Annotated in this window: 16 protein-coding genes; all 16 read right to left on the bottom strand. The window is 52.9% G+C overall.

The window, feature by feature from the left end; genetic code table 11:
* Positions 1–14: 14 nt before the first annotated feature.
* The 16 genes from NYE26_RS14010 to NYE26_RS13935 all read right to left on the bottom strand — a co-directional run bounded on the left by NYE26_RS14010 (position 15) and on the right by NYE26_RS13935 (position 24,332).
* Positions 15–500, bottom strand: a complete 486-nt coding sequence (locus NYE26_RS14010; protein ID WP_339256625.1) for a nitroreductase family protein — start codon at positions 498–500, stop codon at positions 15–17.
* A 584-nt stretch (positions 501–1,084) separates the two neighbouring features.
* Complete coding sequence (locus NYE26_RS14005; RefSeq protein ID WP_339256623.1) at positions 1,085–1,609, bottom strand: hypothetical protein; 525 nt, start codon at positions 1,607–1,609, stop codon at positions 1,085–1,087.
* A gap of 208 nt (positions 1,610–1,817) precedes the next feature.
* Positions 1,818–4,139, bottom strand: a complete 2,322-nt coding sequence (locus NYE26_RS14000; protein WP_339256621.1) for a universal stress protein — start codon at positions 4,137–4,139, stop codon at positions 1,818–1,820.
* 63 nt (positions 4,140–4,202) lie between these two features.
* The gene (gene kdpC, locus NYE26_RS13995) at positions 4,203–4,823 is read right to left on the bottom strand and encodes a potassium-transporting ATPase subunit KdpC (RefSeq protein WP_339256619.1); all 621 of its coding nucleotides are present in this window, start codon (positions 4,821–4,823) and stop codon (positions 4,203–4,205) included.
* Between the two features lie 43 nt (positions 4,824–4,866).
* The gene (gene kdpB, locus NYE26_RS13990; RefSeq protein ID WP_339256617.1) at positions 4,867–6,900 is read right to left on the bottom strand and encodes a potassium-transporting ATPase subunit KdpB; all 2,034 of its coding nucleotides are present in this window, start codon (positions 6,898–6,900) and stop codon (positions 4,867–4,869) included.
* 18 nt (positions 6,901–6,918) lie between these two features.
* Positions 6,919–8,595, bottom strand: a complete 1,677-nt coding sequence (gene kdpA / locus NYE26_RS13985; protein ID WP_339256615.1) for a potassium-transporting ATPase subunit KdpA — start codon at positions 8,593–8,595, stop codon at positions 6,919–6,921.
* A gap of 591 nt (positions 8,596–9,186) precedes the next feature.
* Complete coding sequence (locus tag NYE26_RS13980) at positions 9,187–9,516, bottom strand: hypothetical protein (RefSeq protein ID WP_339256613.1); 330 nt, start codon at positions 9,514–9,516, stop codon at positions 9,187–9,189.
* A gap of 225 nt (positions 9,517–9,741) precedes the next feature.
* Complete coding sequence (locus NYE26_RS13975; RefSeq protein ID WP_339256611.1) at positions 9,742–10,458, bottom strand: response regulator transcription factor; 717 nt, start codon at positions 10,456–10,458, stop codon at positions 9,742–9,744.
* Positions 10,451–13,111, bottom strand: coding sequence for a sensor histidine kinase KdpD (locus NYE26_RS13970; protein ID WP_339256609.1), 2,661 nt, complete (start codon positions 13,109–13,111; stop codon positions 10,451–10,453). Before NYE26_RS13970 ends, NYE26_RS13975 begins: the two co-directional genes overlap by 8 nt.
* A gap of 119 nt (positions 13,112–13,230) precedes the next feature.
* Positions 13,231–14,070 (bottom strand): chromosome condensation regulator, encoded by an 840-nt coding sequence (locus NYE26_RS13965; protein WP_339256607.1) that lies wholly within the window; start codon positions 14,068–14,070, stop codon positions 13,231–13,233.
* A 73-nt stretch (positions 14,071–14,143) separates the two neighbouring features.
* Positions 14,144–14,566, bottom strand: a complete 423-nt coding sequence (locus NYE26_RS13960; protein ID WP_339256605.1) for an FMN-binding protein — start codon at positions 14,564–14,566, stop codon at positions 14,144–14,146.
* A gap of 46 nt (positions 14,567–14,612) precedes the next feature.
* Positions 14,613–15,383, bottom strand: a complete 771-nt coding sequence (locus NYE26_RS13955; protein ID WP_339256603.1) for an NAD(P)H-dependent oxidoreductase — start codon at positions 15,381–15,383, stop codon at positions 14,613–14,615.
* A 231-nt stretch (positions 15,384–15,614) separates the two neighbouring features.
* A complete protein-coding gene (locus NYE26_RS13950; RefSeq protein WP_339256601.1) occupies positions 15,615–17,165 on the bottom strand; it encodes a peptide ABC transporter substrate-binding protein in 1,551 nt (516 codons plus the stop codon).
* Between the two features lie 201 nt (positions 17,166–17,366).
* Positions 17,367–21,287 carry a discoidin domain-containing protein gene (locus tag NYE26_RS13945; protein ID WP_339256599.1) on the bottom strand — a complete coding sequence of 1,307 codons (3,921 nt, stop codon included), beginning with the start codon at positions 21,285–21,287 and terminating at the stop codon, positions 17,367–17,369.
* 404 nt (positions 21,288–21,691) lie between these two features.
* The gene (locus NYE26_RS13940) at positions 21,692–22,189 is read right to left on the bottom strand and encodes a hypothetical protein (protein ID WP_036728532.1); all 498 of its coding nucleotides are present in this window, start codon (positions 22,187–22,189) and stop codon (positions 21,692–21,694) included.
* A gap of 1 nt (position 22,190) precedes the next feature.
* Positions 22,191–24,332 (bottom strand): hypothetical protein, encoded by a 2,142-nt coding sequence (locus NYE26_RS13935; RefSeq protein WP_339256597.1) that lies wholly within the window; start codon positions 24,330–24,332, stop codon positions 22,191–22,193.
* Positions 24,333–24,361: the final 29 nt, after the last annotated feature.

Genomic DNA, 24,361 nt, shown 5'->3' with positions numbered 1-24,361 from the left:
ATCTGTTCGTCCGTTTAGGGTAAATATGTGATTTTATCAGTTATTGGTGTTCTCTGTTTGGCAGCAGGCACTTCTGAAGGATACCCTACGGCAAGCACCGCAATAACATCCTGTTCTTCAGGAACGCCAAGCACCTCGCGGCCCTTGGCTGTACCGCCGAGTGACGACCAGAACACGCCTGCTCCTGCCGCATGGGCCGCTAGCATGAAATTCTGGATATAACAGGACACGGCCATGATGTTCTCTTCACGTTCCATTGTGGTAGCGGCAGATTTGGATAAGACTCCAATCAACAATGGAGCACCGCCAAAATCTGTCTTATGGTTCAGCGCTGCACGGGTCTGCGGCCCAATGAACAACAGCTCCCAAGGCTCATTCATCCGGTGGTTCGGAGCATAGCTGGCAGCCTCCAGCCAAGTATTCAGCTCCTCCTCCTTAATCGGGTCTGGCCGGAAGGCTTTGATCGTTCTTCTCGTTTGAATAGTATCGATGATAGTCATAGGTAGTCCACTCCTTCTGTTGTATTTGTATCCACATGGTAATAAGCATATCTCTTTAACACGTTAAATTACAAGGCTTTATAACTAGAATGGAACATTATGTATGTTATGTTGATAGCGGCATCTGGCGAATTCATGGGAAAATGTTGCTGCACTGGCTGCCGCTCATTTGCTCCTTTTGGGCAGCAGCATGCTCACACAACTTCAGGCCCACACATTGTGTGTGGTTTTCGGTATACATTGGGTCCGGGCTCCCTCGTACCAGCATATTGTGTGTGGTTTTTGGTATACATTGGGCCCGGGCGCCCTCGTACCAGCATAATGTGTGTGGTTTTTAGCATACATTGGGCCCGGCTCCCTCGTACCAGCATATTGTGTGTGGTTTTTAGCATACATTGGGCCCGGGCGCCCTCGTACCTGCACATTGTATGTGGTTTTTGGCATACACATAAGAAAACCATAGTGATTTACTTAATTAGCAAAAACAGCCCAGCAAACTCCGCCTTAGCGGAGCTTCCTGAGCTGTTCTTTTGGAGGAGTTGATCTGTTCAAATGTTCATCTGTATTCCGTGCACTCGTTTATCCTAGGCCTGCTCCAGGGAATATTTCCGCATCGTCTGCTGCTTGAAATCATCCCACGCTGGTGTGGACAGACGGGCTTGCTGCATCAGAGGTTCAAAGGCTTGATAGAGCGCTGCAATCTCGCTGAATGAGCCATCAATCAGCTTCATGAAGGGCAGCTTTTGTAACCATCTCAACCCTTGGGCAAGCAGTGCCGGGTGCTTCTTCGCCCCGTTAACCAGGGAGGCGGGGTTAACGGGTAAGCCCCGCGAGGAGAGCACACGGAACTCTTCATCCATTACAGCAGCCGCCTGTTTCCAGCGGGCGGAGTCTTTGCTTGCTTTTGCCAAATTAAAATCATAAAGATAAATGACCGACATCACCGGGATAATTAAAACAATGTGACTCAAGAGCCAGGCGTTAATATCCTGCGAATAATCCAGCTTATACTTCGTCTTATGGAAGGCTTCTGCAAGCTCCGTCTTGAACGGAACCTCCCCCTCCAGGCTGCCCAGTACCATCTTGCCGCCACCGCTTACAACGATCACACGCCCGTCTTCCTCACGCGTCCCGCCGTTTATCTGGAAGCCAAACGCAATATTCTGTGGGCTTGTTAAATGAACATCTGTTCATTAGGTTAGCAGCGGGGACTCTACTAGCGCAATTGCCAATGGTGCCAAGGATGTCAATTACTGAACAAACCCGTGTAAATTGTACATTATCCGCACAGTGCCGTAGGGCCGTATGCAGACAGGTTCATTCCATTATCTGCGTATGAACGGCTACGATCAGCATATCCATATGCCGGGCATGCCGCAGCAGATATTGGACGAAGCTCGTTATGAACAGGCTGCGCAGGAAGGGTCTGCGGGACTGGCCGATGATTACCTGCGTAGTCTGCATATCATTCATCCGCTGGAGCAGATGCTTGTAGAGATGCTTGCGGCTTCCCGCCTCCGTAATGTCCATTACCCCGCCCAGCCGCTCGGTCAGAGCCCTCAGCGTATCCAGCCGCTTCTGCTCCTCCGCCGTCTTCATGCGGGCACAGTGCACGTAGTGAACATGCCACTCCGCCTTCAGGCGGTATGCAATGCGGAAGCCGCGGCGGACCAGCCGTTCAGCCTGTGGTCCCGTGTCTACACAGACGAAGATCACTTCCCGTCTGCTCCACGGCCCGCGCAAGGCAGGCTCACGCTCCCAGGCCTCTAGCCGCTCATCCACATCATCGGCAATCTCGCGCAGGGCCAATTCACGCAGCGCGATCAGATTGCCGATTCTGAAAAAAGACTCCAGTGCCTGATTAACCTTCTCCTGCGCATAGATCTTCCCTTCCCGCATCCGCTGCTGCAGCATCTGCGGAGTCACATCAATCAGCTCCACCTCACTCGCCATCCGCAGGATGGCATCCGGCACCGTCTCGCGCACACGCACACCGGTTAACTGCTCCACCGCATCGTTCAGGCTCTCCAGATGCTGTACATTAACCGTGGTAATGACAGAGATCCCGTTCTCCAGCAGCTTGATCACATCCTCATACCTCTTCTTGGTGAGGCTGCCGGGGACATTGGTGTGGGCCAGCTCATCCACCAGCACCACCTCGGGACGGCGGGCGATAATGGCCGCTGTATCCATCTCCGTAAGCTCAGTGGACTGGTAGGCAATCCGCGCTCTCGGAATCATCGTTAACTTGCCCACCTGCTTGCCGGTTTCCTCTCTCCCATGGGTCTCCAGCAGTCCGATAACCACATCGATGCCCCTGCCCAGCAGCAGATTGCCTTCCTGGAGCATTTTGTAGGTTTTGCCTACGCCGGGGGCTGCGCCGATATACACCTTGAAGGTGCCCCGGCGGATATCCTCGATCCGCCGCTCCAGCTCCCGGCCGGTCAGCCGGTGGAACGGTTCTGCCGCCACCTTCACGGCGGGACGGACCGGCAGAACCCGTTCTCCCTCCTGCTCGGCACGGTCAGCCATCAGGAACACATCGATATTCCGCGTCCGCCGCAGGACACGGCTGGCAATGGAGCCTTGCCACTTCTCCTGCCAGCGGCTTTTCTGCGAATGCCCCATCACAATTCGGGTGACATTGTTCTGAATGGCATAGCGCACAAGCATGGAAGGCAGCATCCGCAGGCGCAGCAGCTCCAGCTCCTCGAACCGGGCCTGAATCCGCTCGGTCAGCTTGCGGATGGAGCGCTTGAATACCTGCTGATCCTTGGTCAGGGGACGTCCGCGCAGGAGGAACGTAACGATTAGCAGGTCTCCGTTCAGCCGTTTGGCAATCTGCTGTCCCCTTCTAATATAGAGGGAACCGTTCCAATGATACTGCGCGGATACCAGAATCCGCTCTGTTGCACCCGAAGGGCCGATCAGTCCTTCGGCCTCGCGATGCTTTTCCAGGGAATCATTGACCCCTTCGGCCATCAGCCGCAGCGACACCTCACGGAGAACGCCAAGGTTACCCCTGAGGGATAGTGCGGGATGCGCACCTTCTCCAAGCACCCCCTCCTCTAGCCGCTTGAGAATGGTCTCCGGCGACACATCGATCAGCCGTACCTCATCGGCGAGCTCCAGTGTATTGAGCGGTACAGTGCACTCCGCACGGATGCCGGTCATTTCATAGATCTGCTCGCCCACACCGGCCAGCTCATAGACATTAATTGTCGTAATTACGCTGATTCCCTGATCCATCAGATAACGGATGTCCGCAAGCCTGGTCGGGAAGCGGGCCTCCGGACGGTTGCGGTGGGCCAGACCATCGACCAGCAGCACCTCAGGATTGCGCTCCACCAGCGCCTCAAGCGGCAGATCCTTCTCCTCCTTGCCGTCCTTCAGCCAATGAATGCTGGGCACGCGCTCCAGATCGCCAAGCTGCTGGACCGTCTCCGCCCGGCCCATTGTGGAGACCGCACTGATCACCACATCGATTCCCTGTTGCTTCAGCAGCTTGCCTTCCTCCAGCATATGATAGGTTTTGCCGGAGCCGCTGACCGAGCCGATGATGATCTTCAGCCGCCCCCGCTGGAGCTGATAGATAGAATATAGAATCTCCTCAGGAGACTTGCGTTTATAGGGCGCCACGGACTCACCTTCTTTCTCTTCTCACAACTCACATCTGGAGGAAGCATTCTATGCGGAGTCAGCTTATTTCGCCATCTCCGTCAGCGCCAGATTCAGCTTCAGCACATTCACCCGTTTCTCTCCAAAAAGGCCCAGATCACGCCCTTCGGTATGCTCCTTCACCAGAGCTTCAAGGGTATCTGCCGGAATGCCGGTCAGCTTGCTGATCCGGGGAACCTGCACGAGCGCCGCAGCCGGAGAAATATGCGGATCAAGACCCGATCCGGAATTCGTAATCAGATCCACAGGGAGCTGACTTACAGGGACGCCGGGATTGTCCAGCTTCCACTGGGCAATGGAATCCTTGGTGCGTTGCAGCATATCGGGATTTGACGGCCCGTAGTTATTCGAGCCCGAGGCTTCGGCCTTGTACCCGATACTGGATACACGGCTCTGGAACATTGCCTGATTCGTAAAGCTCTGCCCGATCAGCGCAGAACCGACGACCTTCCCGGAAGCATCCTTCAGCAGGCTGCCGTTCGCCTGGGCAGGCAGCAGCACCTGGGCCAGCGCGGTGGAAGCCAGCGGATAGATCATTCCGCAGAGAATAATGAATACTATGCTTAACCTCACTGTAGTGAAGACAAAAGCTGCTGGTGAAGCGGAGACCTGCTCTCCGGTTGTCTCATGAGTAGATTGTGCCATGATGATTACGCCCTCCTTATATAGTCAATCGTCAGCCGGACCCCTAGATCCATATACTGACTAGCATATCAATCAGCTTGATGCCGGCGAATGGAACAGCGACCCCGCCCAGACCATAGATGACAATGTTGCGTGTCAGCAGCCTGGTAGAACTCATCGGCTTATAGGAGACCCCGCGCATCGCGAGCGGAATCAGCAGCGGGATGATGATGGCATTGAAGATCAGCGCCGAGATTATCGCCGAGCTTGGGGACCCCAGCCCCATGATATTCAGGGCTTCCATCTCAGGAATAGCGAGCGTGAACATCGCCGGAATGATCGCAAAATACTTGGCAATATCGTTAGCGATGCTGAACGTGGTCAGCGCCCCGCGCGTCATAAGAAGCTGCTTCCCGATGGCTACAACCTCGATGATCTTGGACGGATCAGAATCCAGATCCACCATATTGGCCGCTTCCTTGGCAGCGGTTGTCCCGCTGTTCATCGCCAGACCCACATCGGCCTGGGCCAGCGCGGGAGCATCGTTCGTTCCATCCCCGGTCATGGCGACCAGCTTGCCCTCGTTCTGTTCCCGGCGGATCACCGCAATCTTATCCTCCGGGGTACTCTCGGCAATGAAATCATCAACCCCGGCTTCACGGGCAATCGTGGCGGCGGTCAGCGGGTTATCCCCGGTACACATAATCGTCTTGATTCCCATGCTGCGCAGCTCGTCGAAGCGCTCCTTCATCCCTGGCTTAACCGTATCCTTCAGATAGATTAGCCCGTAGATCCTATTATCTACAGCAACCGCGAGCGGAGTGCCGCCCAGCCGGGCAATAGCATCCGAGTTGCTGTCCAGATCAGACGGCACGCTGCCGCCCCGGGACAGCACCCACTTCTTCACGGAATCGACCGCTCCCTTGCGCACAGAGCGTCCGTCCCGGAGATCTATCCCGCTCATCCGGCTCTCCGCCTTGAACTCAATGAACTCCCCGCCGTCCGCGAGGCTGCTCTCATAATGAAGCTCCAGCTTCTTCGCCAGCTCCAGGACAGAGCGGCCTTCGGGCGTCTCATCCTTCAGTGAGCTGACCGCTGCCCAGGCCGCGAGCTCGGCTACTGACGCTTCGCCTACCGCAACGAACTCACTGGCCATCCGGTTGCCGAAGGTAATCGTCCCCGTCTTATCCAGAATCATCGTGTTGATATCCCCGGCAGCTTCCACCGCCTTCCCGGACATCGCCAGGACGTTGAACTGCGTCACCCGGTCCATGCCCGCAATCCCGATGGCCGACAGCAGCCCGCCGATGGTGGTCGGAATCAGGCAGACGAGCAGTGCGATCATGACCGGAATCTCCAGCTTCACCCCGATATAATCCGCGATGGGACGCAGGGTAACGACGACAATCAGGAAAATAATCGTGAGGCTGATCAGCAGCGTGTTCAGGGCAATCTCATTCGGTGTCTTCTGGCGCTTCGCCCCTTCGACCAGCGAGATCATCCGGTCCAGGAACGATTCCCCCGGATCACTGGTGATCCGCACCTTGATCTGGTCGCTGACTACGCGGGTACCGCCGGTCACGGAGCCGAAGTCGCCTCCGGCTTCCTTAATGACCGGGGCCGACTCTCCGGTGATGGCCGATTCGTCTACAGAAGCCAGCCCTTCGGTTACTTCCCCGTCGCCGGGAATCAGTTCGCCTTGGCTGACGACTACGATATCGCCTTTGCGCAGCTCAGAGGCCGGCACCTGCTTGACCCCTGATCCCGCCAGCTTATTGGCGGTGATGTCCTGCTTGGTTTTTTTGAGCGAATCGGCTTGTGCCTTGCCCCGGCCCTCCGCCAGCGCTTCCGCGAAGTTAGCGAACAGCACAGTGAACAGCAGGATGAAGAACACGGTTATATTGAAGCCTACCGCATGCTCCGCATGGAAATACGCGGGCGCCAGCACCATAAGCAAGACGATAAACGTCCCGACCTCCACAACGAACATGACCGGATTCTTCATTAGCGTCACCGGGTTCAGCTTCACCAGACTATCCTTGGCAGCACTTAGCAGGATGGGACCCGTCAGCAGCTTCTTTCTGTGTACAGTACTCATTCTCTTCTCTCCCTCTCCCTACCGTAAAGTCAAATATTCTGCAACCGGACCGAGGACAATCACCGGCAGGAAGGTCAGCGCGCCGATAATCAGCACCGTACCGATCAGAATACCAGTGAACAGCCCGTTATCCGTGCGGAAGGTTCCAATGGTCTCCGGCACCGGCTTCTTGCGCAGCAGGGAACCGGCAACCGCCAGCATGGCGATCATTGAGACATACCGGCCCAGCAGCATGACCACACCGGTGGTGATATTCCAGAAGGAGGTATTATCCGCCAGCCCTTCGAAGCCCGAGCCATTATTGGCCGCAGACGATACGTATTCATACAGCACCTGGGTCATCCCGTGGAAGCCGGGGTTACTGATACTTCCTTTACCGAGCTCCGTCAGAAAAGCAGCCGCCGTCGGCACCAGAATAATCAGCGGATGAATCAGAATCGCGATGGCGATCAGCTTCATCTCCCGCGCTTCAATCTTGCGGCCCAGGAACTCCGGCGTCCGGCCCACCATCAGCCCGCAGAGGAACACGCCGAGGATCGCATACATAAGCATATTGATCAGCCCGACCCCTTTGCCGCCGAATACATTATTCAGCATCATGAGGGTCAGCGGGGTAATACTGCCGAGCGGCGTCAGCGTATCATGCATATTGTTCACACTGCCGGTGGTGGCCGCCGTTGTAACGGTGGTGAACAGCGCCGACTGTGCGATGCCGAACCGAACCTCTTTTCCCTCCATACTGCCCTGTGAAGCATCTATCCCCATGGCGTTAATCGCCGGGTTGCCCGCCCTTTCCGCAGCGTAATTCACTCCCAGCAATACCACGAACAGCGTCATCATCGCGCCAAAAATCATCCAGCCCTGCCGCTTGTTCCCGGCGAACTTCCCGTACATATACGGCAGAGACGCGGGCAGCAGCCACATGGAGAGGATCTCCAGCACATTGCTCAGCGGACCCGGATTCTCAAAAGGATGGGCAGAGTTAGCTCCGAAGAAGCCCCCGCCGTTCGTCCCGATATGCTTAATGGACTCCAGGGAGGCCACCGGACCGATAGCAATCTGCTGGGTCTGCCCTTCAAGCGTGGTGACTTCCAGCGTAGGTTTCAGAGTCTGCGGCACATGAAGCGCTACAAGCGCCAGTGTTACAAGCAGTGCCAGTGGAATGAAGATCCGGATATGCGCTTTGACGAAGTCCTCGAAGAAGTTCCCCACCGAGGTGCGTCCCGTAATCCCTCTGACAAAAGCAACCGCGACCGAGAAGCCGCTGGCGGCCGAGGTGAACATCAGCATCGTCATGACCGCCATCTGTGAGAAGTAGGACACGCCGCTCTCCCCGCTGTAATGCTGGAGGTTCGTATTGGTCATGAAGCTGATTACCGTATTGAAGGTGAGCGTCTCTTCCATATTGCCGATCCCGTTCGGGTTGAGCGGAAGCCCCTTTTGCAGCCGCAGAAAGAGATAACTGAATACCACCAATACAATGTTCGTTACAATGAAGCTGAGCGCATATTTCTTCCAGGACATCCCGCCCCGCTGCTTCAGCCCGATCAGACGATAAATTCCTTTCTCCGCGGCACCAAACACCCGGTCTGTCCGGTTCGGTTCATTTGAGAATACATGATATAGATAAGTGCCCACCGGCTTCACCAGCAGTACGAGTATTAAGATGACGACTACAATCTGCACAATCCCCACGGATGGCCCTCCTTTTAATATAACTATCATTTTCAGTCTTTGTCTTTCTTCTGCCCTACCCCTTCCTGTACAGCTGAATTTGGAATTGATCTTTATGGATAGAGTGCCGGAGGGGAAATTTGGAACTGTAGGAGCGGTAGCGACCGCCTTTGTCTCCGGATTTCATCCGCAATTAGCGGTACAAACCAAGAAATCTGGAGACAACAGCGGCCGGAAGTCCAAATGTTCTCCGCAGGCACGGATGATCCATAACTTAGATTCTCACTCAGCTTGAACAGCCCCACCTTAGAATTTTTCAGGATGAATCAAAGCATAGCCCAAATACAGAAACAGCAGCACAGTAGCTGCGAGGACAACTGCCATTACTCCGTCCCCCCTTGCTCATCGGTCACACGGCTGCACCATTGTACAAACGCATAGAATACCGTGAATATCGCTGCCAGCATTGCCGTCATATACACATCCATCATCGTCTTTGCCACTCCTCACCTTAAGGTAATCTCTCTCTTGTAACTTCCGGTCTAGCGTATCATTTCTCCCATTAGTTCAGGGTAAGGGTTTCCTCAGGCGCATTAAGATTGCATTAAGACTTCAGGAGAGGCGGTAAATCTCTTCACCCAGCACCCTGTTGACCGCCCCGATAAAAGCACCATAGCCTCCGTCCGCCTCCATCCGGTGCGGGAGCGCCCAGGCAAGGATCACTTCCGTCTCCTGACGATCGAACTCGAAGCTGGTCACAAGCAGCTCACTGACCTCACGGGCCGAAGCCCCGCAGGCAAACTGGTATGCGGCAGCGTACACCCCGCTATTCTCATAGATGCAGTCTTGCAGCAGACAGATCCGGTCATAATGCCGCTTGATCAGCACCAGCAGCCCCGTCAGCACCGTCACCCATCCAATATTTCTCAGCCACACATCCATCTCCAAGCCTTCTCTCCAGTAGGTTAACTTCAGAATTCAGCGTACCACTCCCGCCATTAGTTCAGGATTAGGGTTTGGTTCTACAGATTAAGATTACGTTAAAATACCGCCGGAACGCCGCTCCAGCCGCGCTTGCACCATCCGCCGGAACGGCAAAAAAACCATGCCCGCACAGGCATGGTTAGAAACACTATGAAACACGCTATTCGGCTTCCGCAAGCCGGTTCAAATCACTCGGCTGTCGTCCCCCGCCTGCAGCATCCGGTAGCCCACACCGATATGGGTCTGGATCACCTTGGGCTGGGAAGGGCTGCGCTCAATCTTCTTGCGGAGCGTAGCCATGAATACACGGAGCGCCGGAATGTCGTACGAAGGACTGCCCCAGATTTCATGCAGGATATAATTATGGGTCAGGACCTTGCCCACATTCTTCGCCAGCAGACACAGCAGCTTATACTCAATCGGCGTCAGGTGGATCTCGTCACCCTCCAGCCAGACACAGCCCGCCGCATAGTCAATCCGCAGATTTCCGTTCGCAAAAAAGGGCGAATCCTTCATCAGCTTCTCGCTGTCCCCCCGGATTCGCCGCAGACTGACCCGCAGCCGGGCGAGCAGCTCCTCCACGCTGAAGGGCTTGGTCAGATAGTCATCGGCTCCGGCATCCAGCGCTTCAATCTTGTCGCGGTCCTCACTGCGGGCACTGACCACGATGATCGGAAGGTTCGACCACGCCCGGACCTTCCGGATAATATCCACCCCGTCCATATCGGGCAGACCGAGGTCCAGGATCATAAGATCCGGTTGACTGGATACCGCCTCCAGGATGGAAGCCTCCCCTGTCTCTGCGGTATGGTATTTATAGCCCTGAGTCTCCAGAGTTGTGGTAATCAGCTTGCGGATCGGCTTGTCGTCTTCGACAACCAGAATCATGGGTTTATTCATGGACATTCACCTCCTCTGCCAGCAGGGTGAAGCGGAAAACCGTTCCCTGCGGTGCATGATCTTGTACTTCAATATGCCCGCCATGGGCATGAATAATTGATTTGCAGAGCGCAAGACCCAGACCCAGCCCGCGCCTGCCGTCTCCCCGCACGTTATCCGCCGTATAGAACATCTCGAATACCTTGGCCTTCGCTTCTGCGGCTATTCCCGGTCCGTCGTCCGCAACCTCGACCACAACAAGCCCCTTCTCCTGTCTGGCGGATAGGGTAATATGTGAACCCGACCCGCTATACTTAATCGCATTATCTACCAGGTTGATGATCACCTGAATGATCAGCCGGGAATCCATCCTTGCCATGAGCAGCTCATCTTCCAGCACCACCCGGATCACATGATCCTCCTTGTTGCGGTTCACATGCAGCAGCGCTTCCGCGATGACTTCCTCCAGCAGCTCCGCCTGAAAATTCAAATGAAGCGCACCATTATCGATTCGGGTAATCGAAAGCAGATTCTCCACCAGATTGATCAGCCAGATCGAATCGTCATAGATATCGCTGTACAGCTCCTGCTTCTGCTCCTCGCTCAGCACCGCCGAGTTGCCGATCAGGATGCCCGCATTGCCGGAAATACTGGTAAGCGGCGTGCGCAGATCATGCGAGATGCCGCGCAGCAGATTGGCGCGCAGCTGCTCCTGCCGGATTTGCAGGGAGCTTTCCTTTTGCAGCTCGTTCAGCTTGTCTTTCTCCAGAGCGAGGGCGCATTCGCCAAGCATAGCGATCATGAGACTTGACTCGAACACCTCCAGCGGTTCTTCCTGCTGCATCACAATTCCCGCCACCGCAAACACCGTATCGCCGCTCCGCACCGCATGATACAGACATTGGGCTGCCGAAAAGGTATCGGTAGACGCTCCGGCCCGTTTATTGTTCCGCAGCACCCATTCCGCTACCTCGCGCTCCGCTTCCAGCGTATCTCTTTGAGCGACAATTGTACTCCCATCCTTGCCGTACAGCAGCGGCTCCGAGAGTCCATCGCCCTCCACCTCATAGATGATGATGCTCCGGTCCAGCAGCTTGAGCATTTGCAGCGCGGTCTCGCTCAGGATGGCGGGCGTATCTTTGGCCTGCTGCAGCTTCCGGCTGGTCTCCAGGAGCACCTCGGTGCGGTAGGCTTTTTGCGCTGATTCTCTGGCCTGCTCCTTCACCCGCAGCGTTAACGTACTGGTGATGAACGAGGCGGCCAGCATCACGAGGAAGGTCACCGGATACCCGGAATCATAGGCCTGAAGCGAGAAATAAGGCTCGGTGAAAAAATAGTTAAAGACCAGCACGCTCAAAATCGACGTCACCGCGCTGTACAGCCGTCCTTTTGTAACCATCGCATCCAATAGAACACCCAGAATATAGACGGTGATAATGTTCGCTTCACTGAAGCCGAGCACCTTGAACCACAGCCCGATGATCGTGCAGACCAGCAGAATCCCCAGGGTTTTGCCTGTATCAGCCAGCGAGAGTAACGGAGGTCTGGCATACTGCGGGATTTTGGATTGCAAGGCAGACTCTTGATCCGGGATAATATAGACGTCGATATTCGGGGCAGCAGCCGTCAGTTTATCTACGAAGTTCGAAGCGATTGGCCAATGGCTGCGATTCTGCGACCGGCCCAGGATGATTTTGGAGACCCGGCTGGTTCGGGCATATTCGGCGATCTGCCCCGGCACATCCTCCCCGTATACCGTGGCAACCTGCGCACCAAGCTGTTCGGCCAGACGCAGATTCTCCCGCAGCTCCGACTTGTTCCTCACCGTTAACTCTTTCGTTCTTGAGGTCTCCACGTAGAGAGCAGTGAATTCCCCCTGTAGGGCTTCGGCCATTCTTGCCGCAGTGCGGATGACCTTCTTATTGGATATTGCCGACGACAGACAGACCAGGATATGCTCTCTGCTGTACAAGCTGGCTTCCACTGCCCGTTCCCCTAACCTGCCCTCATAACGTTTGATTTGATCCGCCCTGTACCGTAGAGCCAATTCCCGCAAAGCGCTCAGCTTCTGGGGAGTGTACAGATCACCGGCCTCCTGCCGGAGCTGCTCCGTGGAATAGATTCGCCCCTCATGCAGACGCTCCAGCCAAATGTCCGGACTGATATCAATGAACTCGACCTGGTCCGCACGTTCGAACACACTGTCGGGAATACGCGCTGGCTCAGCCATTCCGGTCATGGATGCTACAACATCGGTCATACTTTCCAGCTGTTCTATACTAACCGTAGTGTAGACATCTATTCCCGCGCGCAGCAGCTCCTCCACATCCTGAACCCGCCGCTTGTGACGTACGCCCGGAGCATTGATGTGGGCCAGTTCATCCAGCAGAATCAGGTCCGGCCTCCTGCGGATCGCCTGGTCCAGATCAAATTCCGGCACGATGGTCCCGTTTACAGGAATGTCCAGCGGCGGCATCAGCTCCAGTCCATTAATAAGCTCCGCATTATCTGCTCTGTCATGGGCTTCAATGTAGCCCGCCAGCACCTGCTGGCCGTTCTTCTGCTCCGCATGGGCAGCCTCCAGCATCGCCCGGGTCTTTCCTGCCCCCGGCACATATCCGAAGAATATCCTCAGCCTGCCCCGCCGCTTCTTCGCTGTATTTTCCCCTATCATCTGAAGGTTTCCTTCCCTCTAAGCCCATCTATAGACCAGCCATTGTACACTGTAGCGTTAGTATAGCATGTGCATAATCAGCATAGTATTACGGATTCGGCTGTGGCATTAAGATTGTATTAAGATGATCGACCTTGCAGTAGCGCTGTATCACATTGCCCATACGCATTACTCCCCGCCGTAACCACTGAGCCATTCTTCTGTAGACCGAGCGTGTGGGTGCAGCCTGCCGCAATGGCAACAATATCCTTCCAGCCGCTTACCTCGCATTGTCCGTAATCATTCCAGCCTGTAGCCGTCACCGTACCATCCCATTGAAGGCCTACCGTATGATGACTGCCAGCCGTGATGGCCTTAATCTTGCGCCAACCGCCTACTTCACCCTGTCCGCGCTTGTTCAGACCTGTAGCTACTGCTGTACCGTCTGCTCTAAGTCCGGCCGTATGAAGATAACCCGCTGAGATCATCTTCAGCTCCTGCCAGCCATTCACATTCCGCTGCCCATAGCGGTTGTTCCCCGCCGTAATAGCCGTACCATCGGCCTTGAGTCCAACTGTGTGCCAGTCTCCTGCGGTAACCGCAACGATATCCGACCAGCCACTGACTTCACATTGACCCTCGTTGTTTCTTCCCGCCGCAACCACTGTTCCGTCTGTCTTCAGCCCGACCGTACGCCGCCAGCCTGCCGCAACCGCAACGATATCGTGCCAATCGCCCACGCTACATTGATCATGCTTATTCCAGCCGGCCGCGATCACCGTTCCGTCCGGCCTTAGGCCTACTGTATGCGAATTCCCTGTATGAGCATTGCCCGCTGCAACCGCAATTATATTACGCCAGCCGCTTACCTCGCATTGCCCGTATGTATTTTCGCCGCAAGCCCGCGCGGTTCCGTCCGGCAAGAGCAGAACAGAATGGCGGTATCCCGCCGCGATGGCGGATAATGAGGCAGTATGCATATGGATGTTGCTCCTTTGGTTTTTTTTCGCGTAAGGATCTCATAATGGTATTGCTAGTATTGCAAAATATTTGTTACATTTCAACGCTCTTGTGAAGAGCATTCTCTATGGCCTTGAGATAGGCTTTACTTGTAAGCGTGGCACCGCTGATGCTGTCTACCTGAAGCGATTGAGCCTGGATCACTCTGCCGAACAATTCATCTGCCGACGCCGCAGGCTGATTCTCCGCATGCTCCAGGAGCTGGATCGCTGTAACTTTGTGCGCTGTGACGGTAACCAACACCTTATTCGCCCTCCATTTATACATTCCGCCAGCATATTCACCTGTATACTCACCTGCATGCAGCTTGTTGAAGTTCACTTGATCAATCTCTACATTCCGCGCTTCACGGCGCTCTTTCTCTGTATACAGCAATGCCGCGCCTGAGCCGATTAGTCCCACGAGAATCACGGTTAGGCACAACAGCAGCAGGTTGCGTTTCCACTTCTTTTTCATGTTGACCCTCCTGGTTATGAATGAATATATTTAAGTTCATTCATTATTAAGCGCGTTTAGCCATTCTTTTACCGATTCTGTCAAACAGATGTCCGGCCAAGCTCTTGACAGGACCCAGAGAGACCGGATAATAATACGCCGCTTCGAACCAGCCGTTAGCCTGGTAATGCCGGTAATCCTTCGACCGCTCATCCAGCATATGCTGAATACTGGTCCGGGACAGCCGGAACATCAGCAAGCGGAATAATGTGGGAGCCGGCGGTGCCGGACGCATCAGTCCTTTGTAGAAGCGGGCCGCAGACTTGCGGATTCTCACTGCATTCTTCTGCGCGGCTGCCGGGGTAACTGGCTCCATCGTACTAAGCACACACCCTTGGGTAACCCGGAAACCCAGATTCTCTCCCATGCTGCTAAGATATTTGACAATCGCATTCCCGCCGTGAATCCCCTGATTGACGACCGACGTATACGTCTTGCCGAAGAACTGCGGCCGATGGAACACATACGCCAGCCGGTCCAGCAGATTCTTCATCGATGCCGAGACATGGAAGGCGTAATTGGGAGTCGCCATAATCACACCGTCCGCGCTCTCCAGCTTCTCGATCAGCACATCCCGGTCATCTTTGAGCGGACAATATTCTTCGCCCTTACTGAAACAGGTTTTGCAGCCCCGGCAGAACTCCAGCCTATAGTCCTTGAGGAAAATATACTCAAACTCAATCTCCCCGTAGGTTCGGAGCTGTGCTTCAAACTCACGGACCGCTCTGTACGTATTGTTCTTTTGCTGATTGCCGATAATTGCGATGACCTTCTTCATGATAGTCCCTCCAGAATAGAATGCAAAATAGTAGTTCTCTTGATACCAGCCCAGATTATGAATGAATTATTTTATATTCATTCATAACGTATATTAACATAGATATGCGCTGTTGTCTGTACGGACACGGCTTGATTTTGAACGATTGGTGAAGAGCTTCCGGGCCAAAAGAAAGAAGCCACGAGCAGCAATCTGCTCATGACTTCCTGATCCTTGTATTCTAAACGCTTTTCACCGCCACGAGCCTCTTGTGAAAGCTATGGACCCGTCGTAATCAATATATACATTTTTGATATTCGGATGACTCAAATAATCAGTCACAGTGTAAAACAGCGGAATAACTGCCATTTGATCCATGAGCAGCCGTTCGGCCGTGGCATAGATCTGCATACGCGTGCCGGGGTCGGCCGCCTGCCGGGCTTGCTGCATATAACGGTCATACGCTGTATTGCTCCACCCTGTATCATTGGAGACATTCTGTGAACTGAACAGCTCCAGCATCGAGGCCGGATCATTGAAATCAGCGCTCCATCCCGCTCTTGCTATAGCATAGTTCTGATGTATACGATTATCCAGCAGTTCCTCGAAGCTTTGGATTTCTACACTTGCTTCAATGCCTAAGTTCTTTTGCCAGTCCTTGATCACTTTACTTGCGATAACGTCATGATTGATATATTCATTCACGATAATAGTGAAGCTGGGGAACTTGGTGAGTCCCGCTTCTCTCATGCCTTCCTTCAGTAATTGCTTGGCCGCCGCCACATCCTCATGAAAGTACATCTTGTCCGACATCTCTGTGCGGAAATTCAACTGGGTCCCATGAATACTTGGCGGCACAAATCCAAACGCCGGATTGCCGTAACGCAAGGCTTCACGGTCAATCGCCATCGCCAATGCCTGGCGGATCTTCAGATTGTCAAACGGCGGCTTAGTCAGATTGAATTGATAAAAATAGGTGGAAGCATACGGCCCTTCATGCAGGTCGCGGTAAGATGCGCTATCTAAAGATGTATAATCCACTGATTCCACCCCTCCGCCTCCAACCCAGTCAACCTCCTTGTCCATATAAGCGACTGTCGGATTCTCAGGCAGCAGCAGACGTACCTCCGGCAGCTTAATTTCTTGGGCCGCATAATAAGCTGGGTTTTTAACTATAGAAATCTCATTATTCTTCCATGTCTTGAGCTTGAAGGGACCATTGGTTACCATAGACTTAAGGTCTGTTGCCCATTGGTTGTTGGCCTTCGCAGTCTTAGCGTACACCGGATAATAGATGCTCTCTGCGAGCAGTTGGATGAAATAGGAGGTTTTCTCCTTTAATGTGACCTGTAGTGTGGTGTTATTCAATGCCTTTACGCCGATTTTGGAAGTATCCTTCAGAAGTCCCTCGTTGTAGTTCTGCGCATTATTAATCATGTACATATTAAAAGCGTAGACATTCTTGGCTTCCGGAGCCAGCGCCCGCTTCCAGGCATACTCAAAGTCCGAGGCCAGCACCTGCTGCCCGTTGCTCCATTTCGCATCCCCGCGAAGCGCAAAGGTATACGTTCTGCCATCCTTCGAGAGGGTCCATGATTTTGCTATTGCCGGAACGGCCTGACCAGCCGCATTCAACCGGACCAGTCCTTCAAATAACCCTTTGAGAACTGTCACTGTGCTGTCATCCGCAGCTGCTGCCGGATCAAGCTGATCAGGAAGACTTCCCAGACCGATACGCAATACCTTATTAGCTTGTGCAGCAGATGAAGTACCTGCCCCTCCCGTGAGCGTTACACTCATCATTAAACCTACTGCCAAAATGATATAAAGCAACCTTTTCATCAACGTTTCCCCTTTGTAAAGTCATTATGTACTTAATGAATAGAATAACATGCAGAGATGCTGTAATGCTGTCGCAAAAAATCGAAAGCAAATATGAAATTACTATGAAAAGATTACACAAAAAGAGGAGCCACTTAGGCCCCTCCCCTGTATATCTCTAGGCTACTGAATCAACAGCCCAAACCCGCTCTGAATATAATACAAGCTTGGATACGCAATATTGCTGGTCGTCAGGTTGTTGAAGGTCGCCGAGCCGTTGCCGGTATACGTGTAGATTGCCGCTCCCTTATGGGCGCCGGAGAATCGTGAAGTGGTTACTCCATCGAGGCCGGTGCCGTTAATGTTAATGTTGTTAAATACGATACCCGAGAAGCCGCCGCCGTAGCCGAACTGGATCGCATCGCGCTGGGTGTTGATGATGTCGATGTTGGTGAAGGTTACATTCTTGATCGGGTCACTCGAAGCTTCGAGATCAATTGCGCCTCGCTCCCCGTCATACAAGTCACGGCTGGTGCCGCTGTTAATAATCGTCGTATCCGAGAAAATCATCCCCGTATTACTGTTGAAATGTGCCCCCGGGAAGGTCGTATTCAGCCGGATACCGGAGCCGCCCACCGTGTCGATAATGTAGTTGTGATCCGCTTTGTGACCGCTGCCCCCGAAGATGCCGATAGCGCCGGCACGCCAGTTGTTCTCAATCGTATTGTACGAAAAAGTGTTATTCACCCCATCCGGCGCCCCGAACGTATTGCTCGGCCAGACGGCCAGTCCGTCGTCCCCGTTATTGCGCACATTGGTATTGCGGACAGTAGAATTGCTGGTCCCCTGGGAGAAGTTGATGCCGTCTGCCAGATTGTTGCGAATGCGGCTGTTCTCTACAAGCAGATTGTTCGCAAAAATCGCCGGCGTCCGCGCATAATCCCCCACCCACATGCCACACTCAAAATGCTCAATCCATACGTCATGGATGACCGAATTGTTGCCGAAGTTATCCATCAGGCCTTTATAGATGGCATTCTGATTGTACCGGGATCTCAGATTCGAGTTCATATAGACATTGCTGAAATCCAGCTTGCCTTGAACGCGGAAGGAGATTCCTCCCCCGGCTACATTCGGATTGGTGAATTGCAGATTGGTGTGCCAATAGCCTGCGCCTGTAATTGTAATGTTGTTGATCATGTTGCTGACCGAGCCAATGACCCACATGCTGCTCAGATTAAAAGTTCCAGCCGGAATATATAGAGATTTCCCGCTGGTGACAGCGGCTGTAACCGCACTGTTGAAGGCGGCCAGGTCGTCCTGTCCGTCTCCTGCCACTGCGCCGTAATCGGTGACCGACACTGAGTTGGCCGGACGGGCAATGGCTGCCGGTACAGGTTCAATCTCCAGGAAATCCACCCCGTATTCAAGGCTGTCTCCGTTGTTCTTCTGGATACGGATGGTGTCTCCGGGCTGCAGAGGGGTGTCCATCTTCCAGTGAACTTCATCGAACCGGAATAGCGGACGTCCAGCACTTGGAGCATCACCCGGCTGATCTCCAGAAAAGTATTGCCAGGCATAATAGGAGGTGAGCGGAATGGTCTTGGCCTTGGTTCCATTCACGTATACGTCAAGCGCACCGGTAAGACCCATTCCGTCTGCCGAATCCGGCATCGTGAATCTCATGGTGACTCCGGGACCGCCCTGCCCCGCTCTCACTGTCCACTGTGCATATGCACCGTTGGACGGTAAGGCCACATAGCTCTGGCCCGAAGCCTCGGACGCAATCAGTGTCTGATCGAAATTCGGTGCGGATCTCAGCGCTGCCGAGCCGCCGCGGGTTGCATCCTCTGTATCATACCGGCTGTAGGGAACGCTTGCTCCGCGCAAGGCGTACACTACCAGATTCACAGTGTTCACGTTGTTGACCTGCTTGGTTGTTACCTCATTGGCATCTGCTGCAATGGTTGTAATGACCGTATAATTTCCGTTCACTGCACTCCAGGTGCCGGGAAGCGACACATTGACAGAAGCCCCGGTAGCAATCACGCCGCTGTATGAGCCCGTGAAGGTCTGCACTGTCGAGCCTGCAGCGTTCTTCAGGGCTACTGTGATGCCATGGGCACCGCCTGCGGAGGCAACATTGCCCTGATTTTTGAGACTGACAGTGAAGGCCACGTTACTCCCCGCAGCTGGTGTCCCCGGTGACCAGGAAGTCGTCCCGACAAGGTCGGAGCTGAAGACTGGAGCAATGACCAGGGAAGCAGGATTAGTGTAGCTATTGTTGCTTTCGTTCTTCTCAATGATCTGGCCCGCTTCATCTACCTTGGCACTGAGCGGATAAGTACCAGCTGTTAGCGTCCCTGCATTGTAGGAGACGGATGCCGAAGCTCCTGCTGCCAACGCCGCTACTGGAGCCGAACCCGCCAGCTCGTCGTTCAGATAGAAATTGATAGTCGTCGCTGCGGCTGCGGCTGTACCGGTGTTCTTTACCACAGCATTCAGGGTCACCGCGCTGGTCTCCACCGGAGAAGTAGGCGTCCAGCTCATGCCGGTAATCGTCAGATCCGGGTTCGCTGCCGGTATGCCGTATACCTGGAATTCGGCAATTTGTCCTCCGGGCGCACCGGAGTTGGCGGCGATAGCAAGCTGAAGCCGCTTAACGGTTGCTGTCACGGGGATGGTCACCGTGTTGCCTGATGCCGGATTGAAGGTATAGTTCTGGGCGGCAACCAGACTGCTGAAGGTGGTCGTATTCTGATTGTGTCCGAGCACTTGAATGTTCTGGGTCCGGGCCGCCCATTCGGCTGCCGGATTCAGCTTCAGCACAATCGAAGTGATCGAATGATTGGCTCCAAGGTCGAGCGTAAGGGCGCTTGGATTCCCGCTGCCTTCCCAGTAAGTTGCCGTGTTATTGTCGTTCGCATTCGCGGCAACGAAATTCTGTGTGTTGGAGGAGGCGCTGATCGCCTTACCAATGGCGATGTTCCCTCCAGGAGACACCGTTGGTGTAGGCACCGGTGTTGCTGTCGGTGCTGGTGTTGGTGCGGAAGTTGGTGCCACCGTAGCTGTAGGGGCCGGGGTAGCTACCGGCGTTGATGTAGGGGCAGTTGTTGGAGCTGCTGTAGGTGAAGGTGCGGGCGTGGAGATGATTGCAGCCGCTACCGTAATTAGATCCAAATTGACATTGCCCGTATCCCCTGCATCGTATTTGTAAGCAATGCTATTACTGCCAGCATTCAACAGGAGGGCTTCAGCCTTCGTGCTCCAGGTGTCCCAGTTCGCCAGGTTCGGCAAGTTGGTCTGGCGCTGCTTAACTCCGTTCACGTAGATACTGATCGTCTTGTCGCTTCCGCTTGCATTGGCATACTTCAGTGTAACGTTCCGCATTCCTGCAGCTTGTACATTTACCGTGAAGGTCGTGGCTGGACCTTGGGCCAGATAGTTGTCCACAAAGCCTGTGCCGGAGTATCCGGCATGGTCCGTGTTCACTTGCGCTCCTCCGGATAATGCAGCAGCCTCTGCTTCATAGGTGCCCGCTGGAACCGGTGATGCAGTAGGGCTGGCTGTAGGGGCAGAGGTTGGGGTGCTGGTACCGTAGATTTCAAGCTCGGACAACTGGCCCGCAGGCCATGCCGTATTCGCACTGAACAGCAGACGGACATAACGTGTGCTGGCAGCATTGAAGTTCACCGTGACACTGTTGTTCGCTACCGCAGGGTTGAAGACATATGCGGCCGAAGCAACGATATCCGTGAAGGTAGAGCCGTTCGTACTTCCCTGTACCGCCAGAGTCTGCGTCCGTGTCTCCCAGTTGACCGGTAACTTCAATACAAGCTGGTCTATACTGGTGAGCGTACCCAGATCGACCTGAATCCACTGGGGAAAAGCATCATTTGCGCTCTCCCAATACGTATTCTGATTACTGTCCTTAACGTTATCCGGCGTATAATTCTGGGATTGCCCGCTGGCGGTAATGGTTTTGTTAAGTGCCAGATTCGCTCCTCCAGCAGCCGACGAACGGTTAAGCGGTCCAGCCGCCATGAATAGCGTTGAGATGAGCAGCGTAATTACAAGCGACCATGTAACAGACTTGTTGCGCATTCTATTCCTCCTTAATCTGATGTGGAACGACACACAGTGATATTCACAGCCCTCTAATGATAGCGATTACAACTATTGAGATCCCTTTCCCGCCCTCCCCTCGCTGCAATACACACTCATTATAGGTTTAATGCAGAGAACTCTTTAAGAGCTATTTCTACGGAAAAGATAGGTGATTCTATGAAACTGATCATTGAGATTAGCCAAGAATAAAAAAAGATCAACTATGGCAGATTCTGACCATAATTGACCTGTACTATGGAACTTAAAAGCGTTATTAGCGTGATTGATTTCTTTATTATGCCTAATTTCCTTGGTATCAAGTAGCATTTCTTATCTTCGTCTTGTTGTTTTTACTCTATAAACCCCAAGCCATCTGGGAAAGTACTAGGTGGCAGAATATTTCAAGGTAAATCAATCAACCTTGGATCTATATAACACCAATCCGGATCATATGGTAAAGATTTCATTTTTTTCATGTCCCCCCAGCTATAAACCCAATCATAATCTGTAACCCAAAAGTAATTGTCAGGATTCAATCTGAGGTATTCATAAATAAAATTAAAAATTAATTTTTGAACACCATAAATATCTTCAATATGACCAACTTGACATAATGATAAATTAGAATCCAGTTTCAAATCTTCATGATAGTAAAAATCAATACTTGGACTGTTAATAGCGTGAACTGAAAAAATAAATGATTGTTCACTTTTCTCTGCAAATGAATTGTTATTAATGTTCAGTGTAGTATACGAAAATTCCCCATTATCCGAATAATTTTTATTATTATGAAAATACAGAGTTGCATTAGCATGGAATACTGAGACTATTGTATCTGATAACAATTTCTCAGGTGAATATTCTTCTTTTAGTGTCAAAATAACTGCCGAAGTACCCATTTTATTTTAACGCCTCCTTAAGTTCATCCAGGGAATTAACAATAGTAACGCCCTTAGATTTAATCTCCTGTAATTTTTTTAAATCATTTGGATGTAAGTTTGTCAATGGTTTGTCAATATACAAAATAACTTTCTTCTGACCGGGATTGAAATAACTACCGTTATTTGGGTTTATATATTTATCAAACTGTTCTACATCTGTTATTGCCTTTATTGATTTTTTAACTTCAATAATCTCATCTTTAGTAACAACATCTAAATCACCAGCTAAACTATTATCTGCCTTTTTAACTTGCTGTCCAAACCCTGTGACTTCCTTATTTTCTCTTACAAAAGAAGCTACTTTAGCCTCGGTAGCCTTACCCGGGTCTGAACTGTTTAACTTAGCATCAATATCATTATTAATACTTCTAGGATGCTGATCAGTCCACGATAGCTCATTCCCAGCAGGATTCTTATAATTTGTTTTATTTCCGTCCTTAAATATTTTAACAATACTATTAGAATTATCCGTCCCCTCAACTCTACCGCCCCCACCCTCCAACCCATCCATATACCGCTGCTGCACCGGCGTCTTCGGCAAGGCTGGCATATCGGGGATCTCTCCTATCTTGAAAACAAACCCTTCCGGCGTTTGCACTGCCCGTCCCAGATCCGGGAGCTTTTGCTTAATCCCTTGCAGGGCATCCTTCGCCGCTTGGCTGACGGCGTCTTCTACCTCGCCTAGGACTTTCCCCACTTTGCCTGCTTTGGTGACCTGGAATCCGGGGACCAGAATCGACGCAACCGAGCCCAGCATTCTCGCTTTCTCTTCCGGGGTGCCCTCGTCAAACTGATGATATGCCATCTTCGCTGTTTCCACCAGCACTTCGGGATGGTCAATCAGATATTGCGCTTGCTGCTTCATTTCTGTGGTGGTTTTGACCGGGTCCACAACTAGCTTGAAGGCAAAGGTTGCCGTATCCGCCACGCCCATGACGACCTCTTTCACCAGTCCTTCGGTAAAAGCCAACACTACATCTCCTGATTGACGGACCTTGCTCTCCCATTTCGTGAGGCCGTACGTGTTATCCAGCCACCCCAGATAACTGGTGTACATCGGGGTAAGATATTCATTCGGCACATAGACTTTCGCCTGATAAAAGTCCCAGGTAGTCTCATTTTCCTTGTTGTCTGCGGTAATTGGCGTACCGTCCGGCAGCGTGAGCGGCGGCCCGTTCAACCGCCGCTCTGCTTCGATCTGCTCTTGAACCTGCTTAAGAGCCGCTGCGATCTGAATTTCCTGCCGCTTCGCCACAAGCTGACTCCGGGCATATGCTCCGGCGGCGGTTTTCTCCATCGCCAGCCGCAAAAGCAGTAAATATTCTTCGTTATGTAGTAAGGGGACCTTGTCCTTCGTAATCGACGGATCATACTCACAAGCAGTAACCGCTGGTTGCTTGTAATGGGCGCTTAGATCCTTGCTGGCTTCATAGTAGATCTTGGCTACGCCTAGAGAGGCCAGCTTCAGCCGGGCTTCTTCCGCCTGCGTATGGACAGCCTCCATCTGTACCTGGTTTCCAAACGCCTGATACACTTTGAAGGCCATCTGTGCCTTGGCGATCTGATTCCGCGCCGCGAAGATATCATTCAGCTTACTTTGTGCAGCGATACTTTCTACGGTCAAGAGGCCGGAGGTTTGAATAACATTCCTGAGCTGCTGCACCACCGGGTCCCTGCTGAGTTCATCTTTTCCCGATAGAGCGGCAATCGAAGTGATGAGGTTCGTCGCACTTCGCTGCACAAATTCGGGGATGGAGACCCGTCCGGCGGCTGGTTGCAGCCCCAAGCTGCCGAAAGCCGCGAGCAACAGATTAAATTGGCCTGTCAGCTTGTCCGCCTGCCGCTTATTCTCTTCCTGCAGCTCCGATACGCCTCTTAGGGCAACCCGGATGATATCCTCTAATTTCTCCGCTTCTACGGTTAATTCATTAATCATGACCTGGGCCCTGACCAGATGGTCGCCCATGGGAATGCCGCCCCAGCTACTGGACTGGCCCTTCAATTGAAGATATAACCGATTGGTGTCCTGACTCACCTGGCCAATCTTCGACTGCAGGCGCCTGACTTCATCTTCGTTAAATACTAGCTTCGTGGAAGACACTATGATCCCTGCTTCCTTCTCCAGAATGG

Origin of the sequence: Paenibacillus sp. FSL P2-0136, assembly GCF_037975325.1 — a bacterium.
Classification (GTDB): Bacteria; Bacillota; Bacilli; order Paenibacillales; family Paenibacillaceae; genus Paenibacillus_AQ; species Paenibacillus_AQ silagei.
Note: the sequence above shows the minus strand (reverse complement) of the source record. Positions and strands in the feature narration are given on the sequence as shown.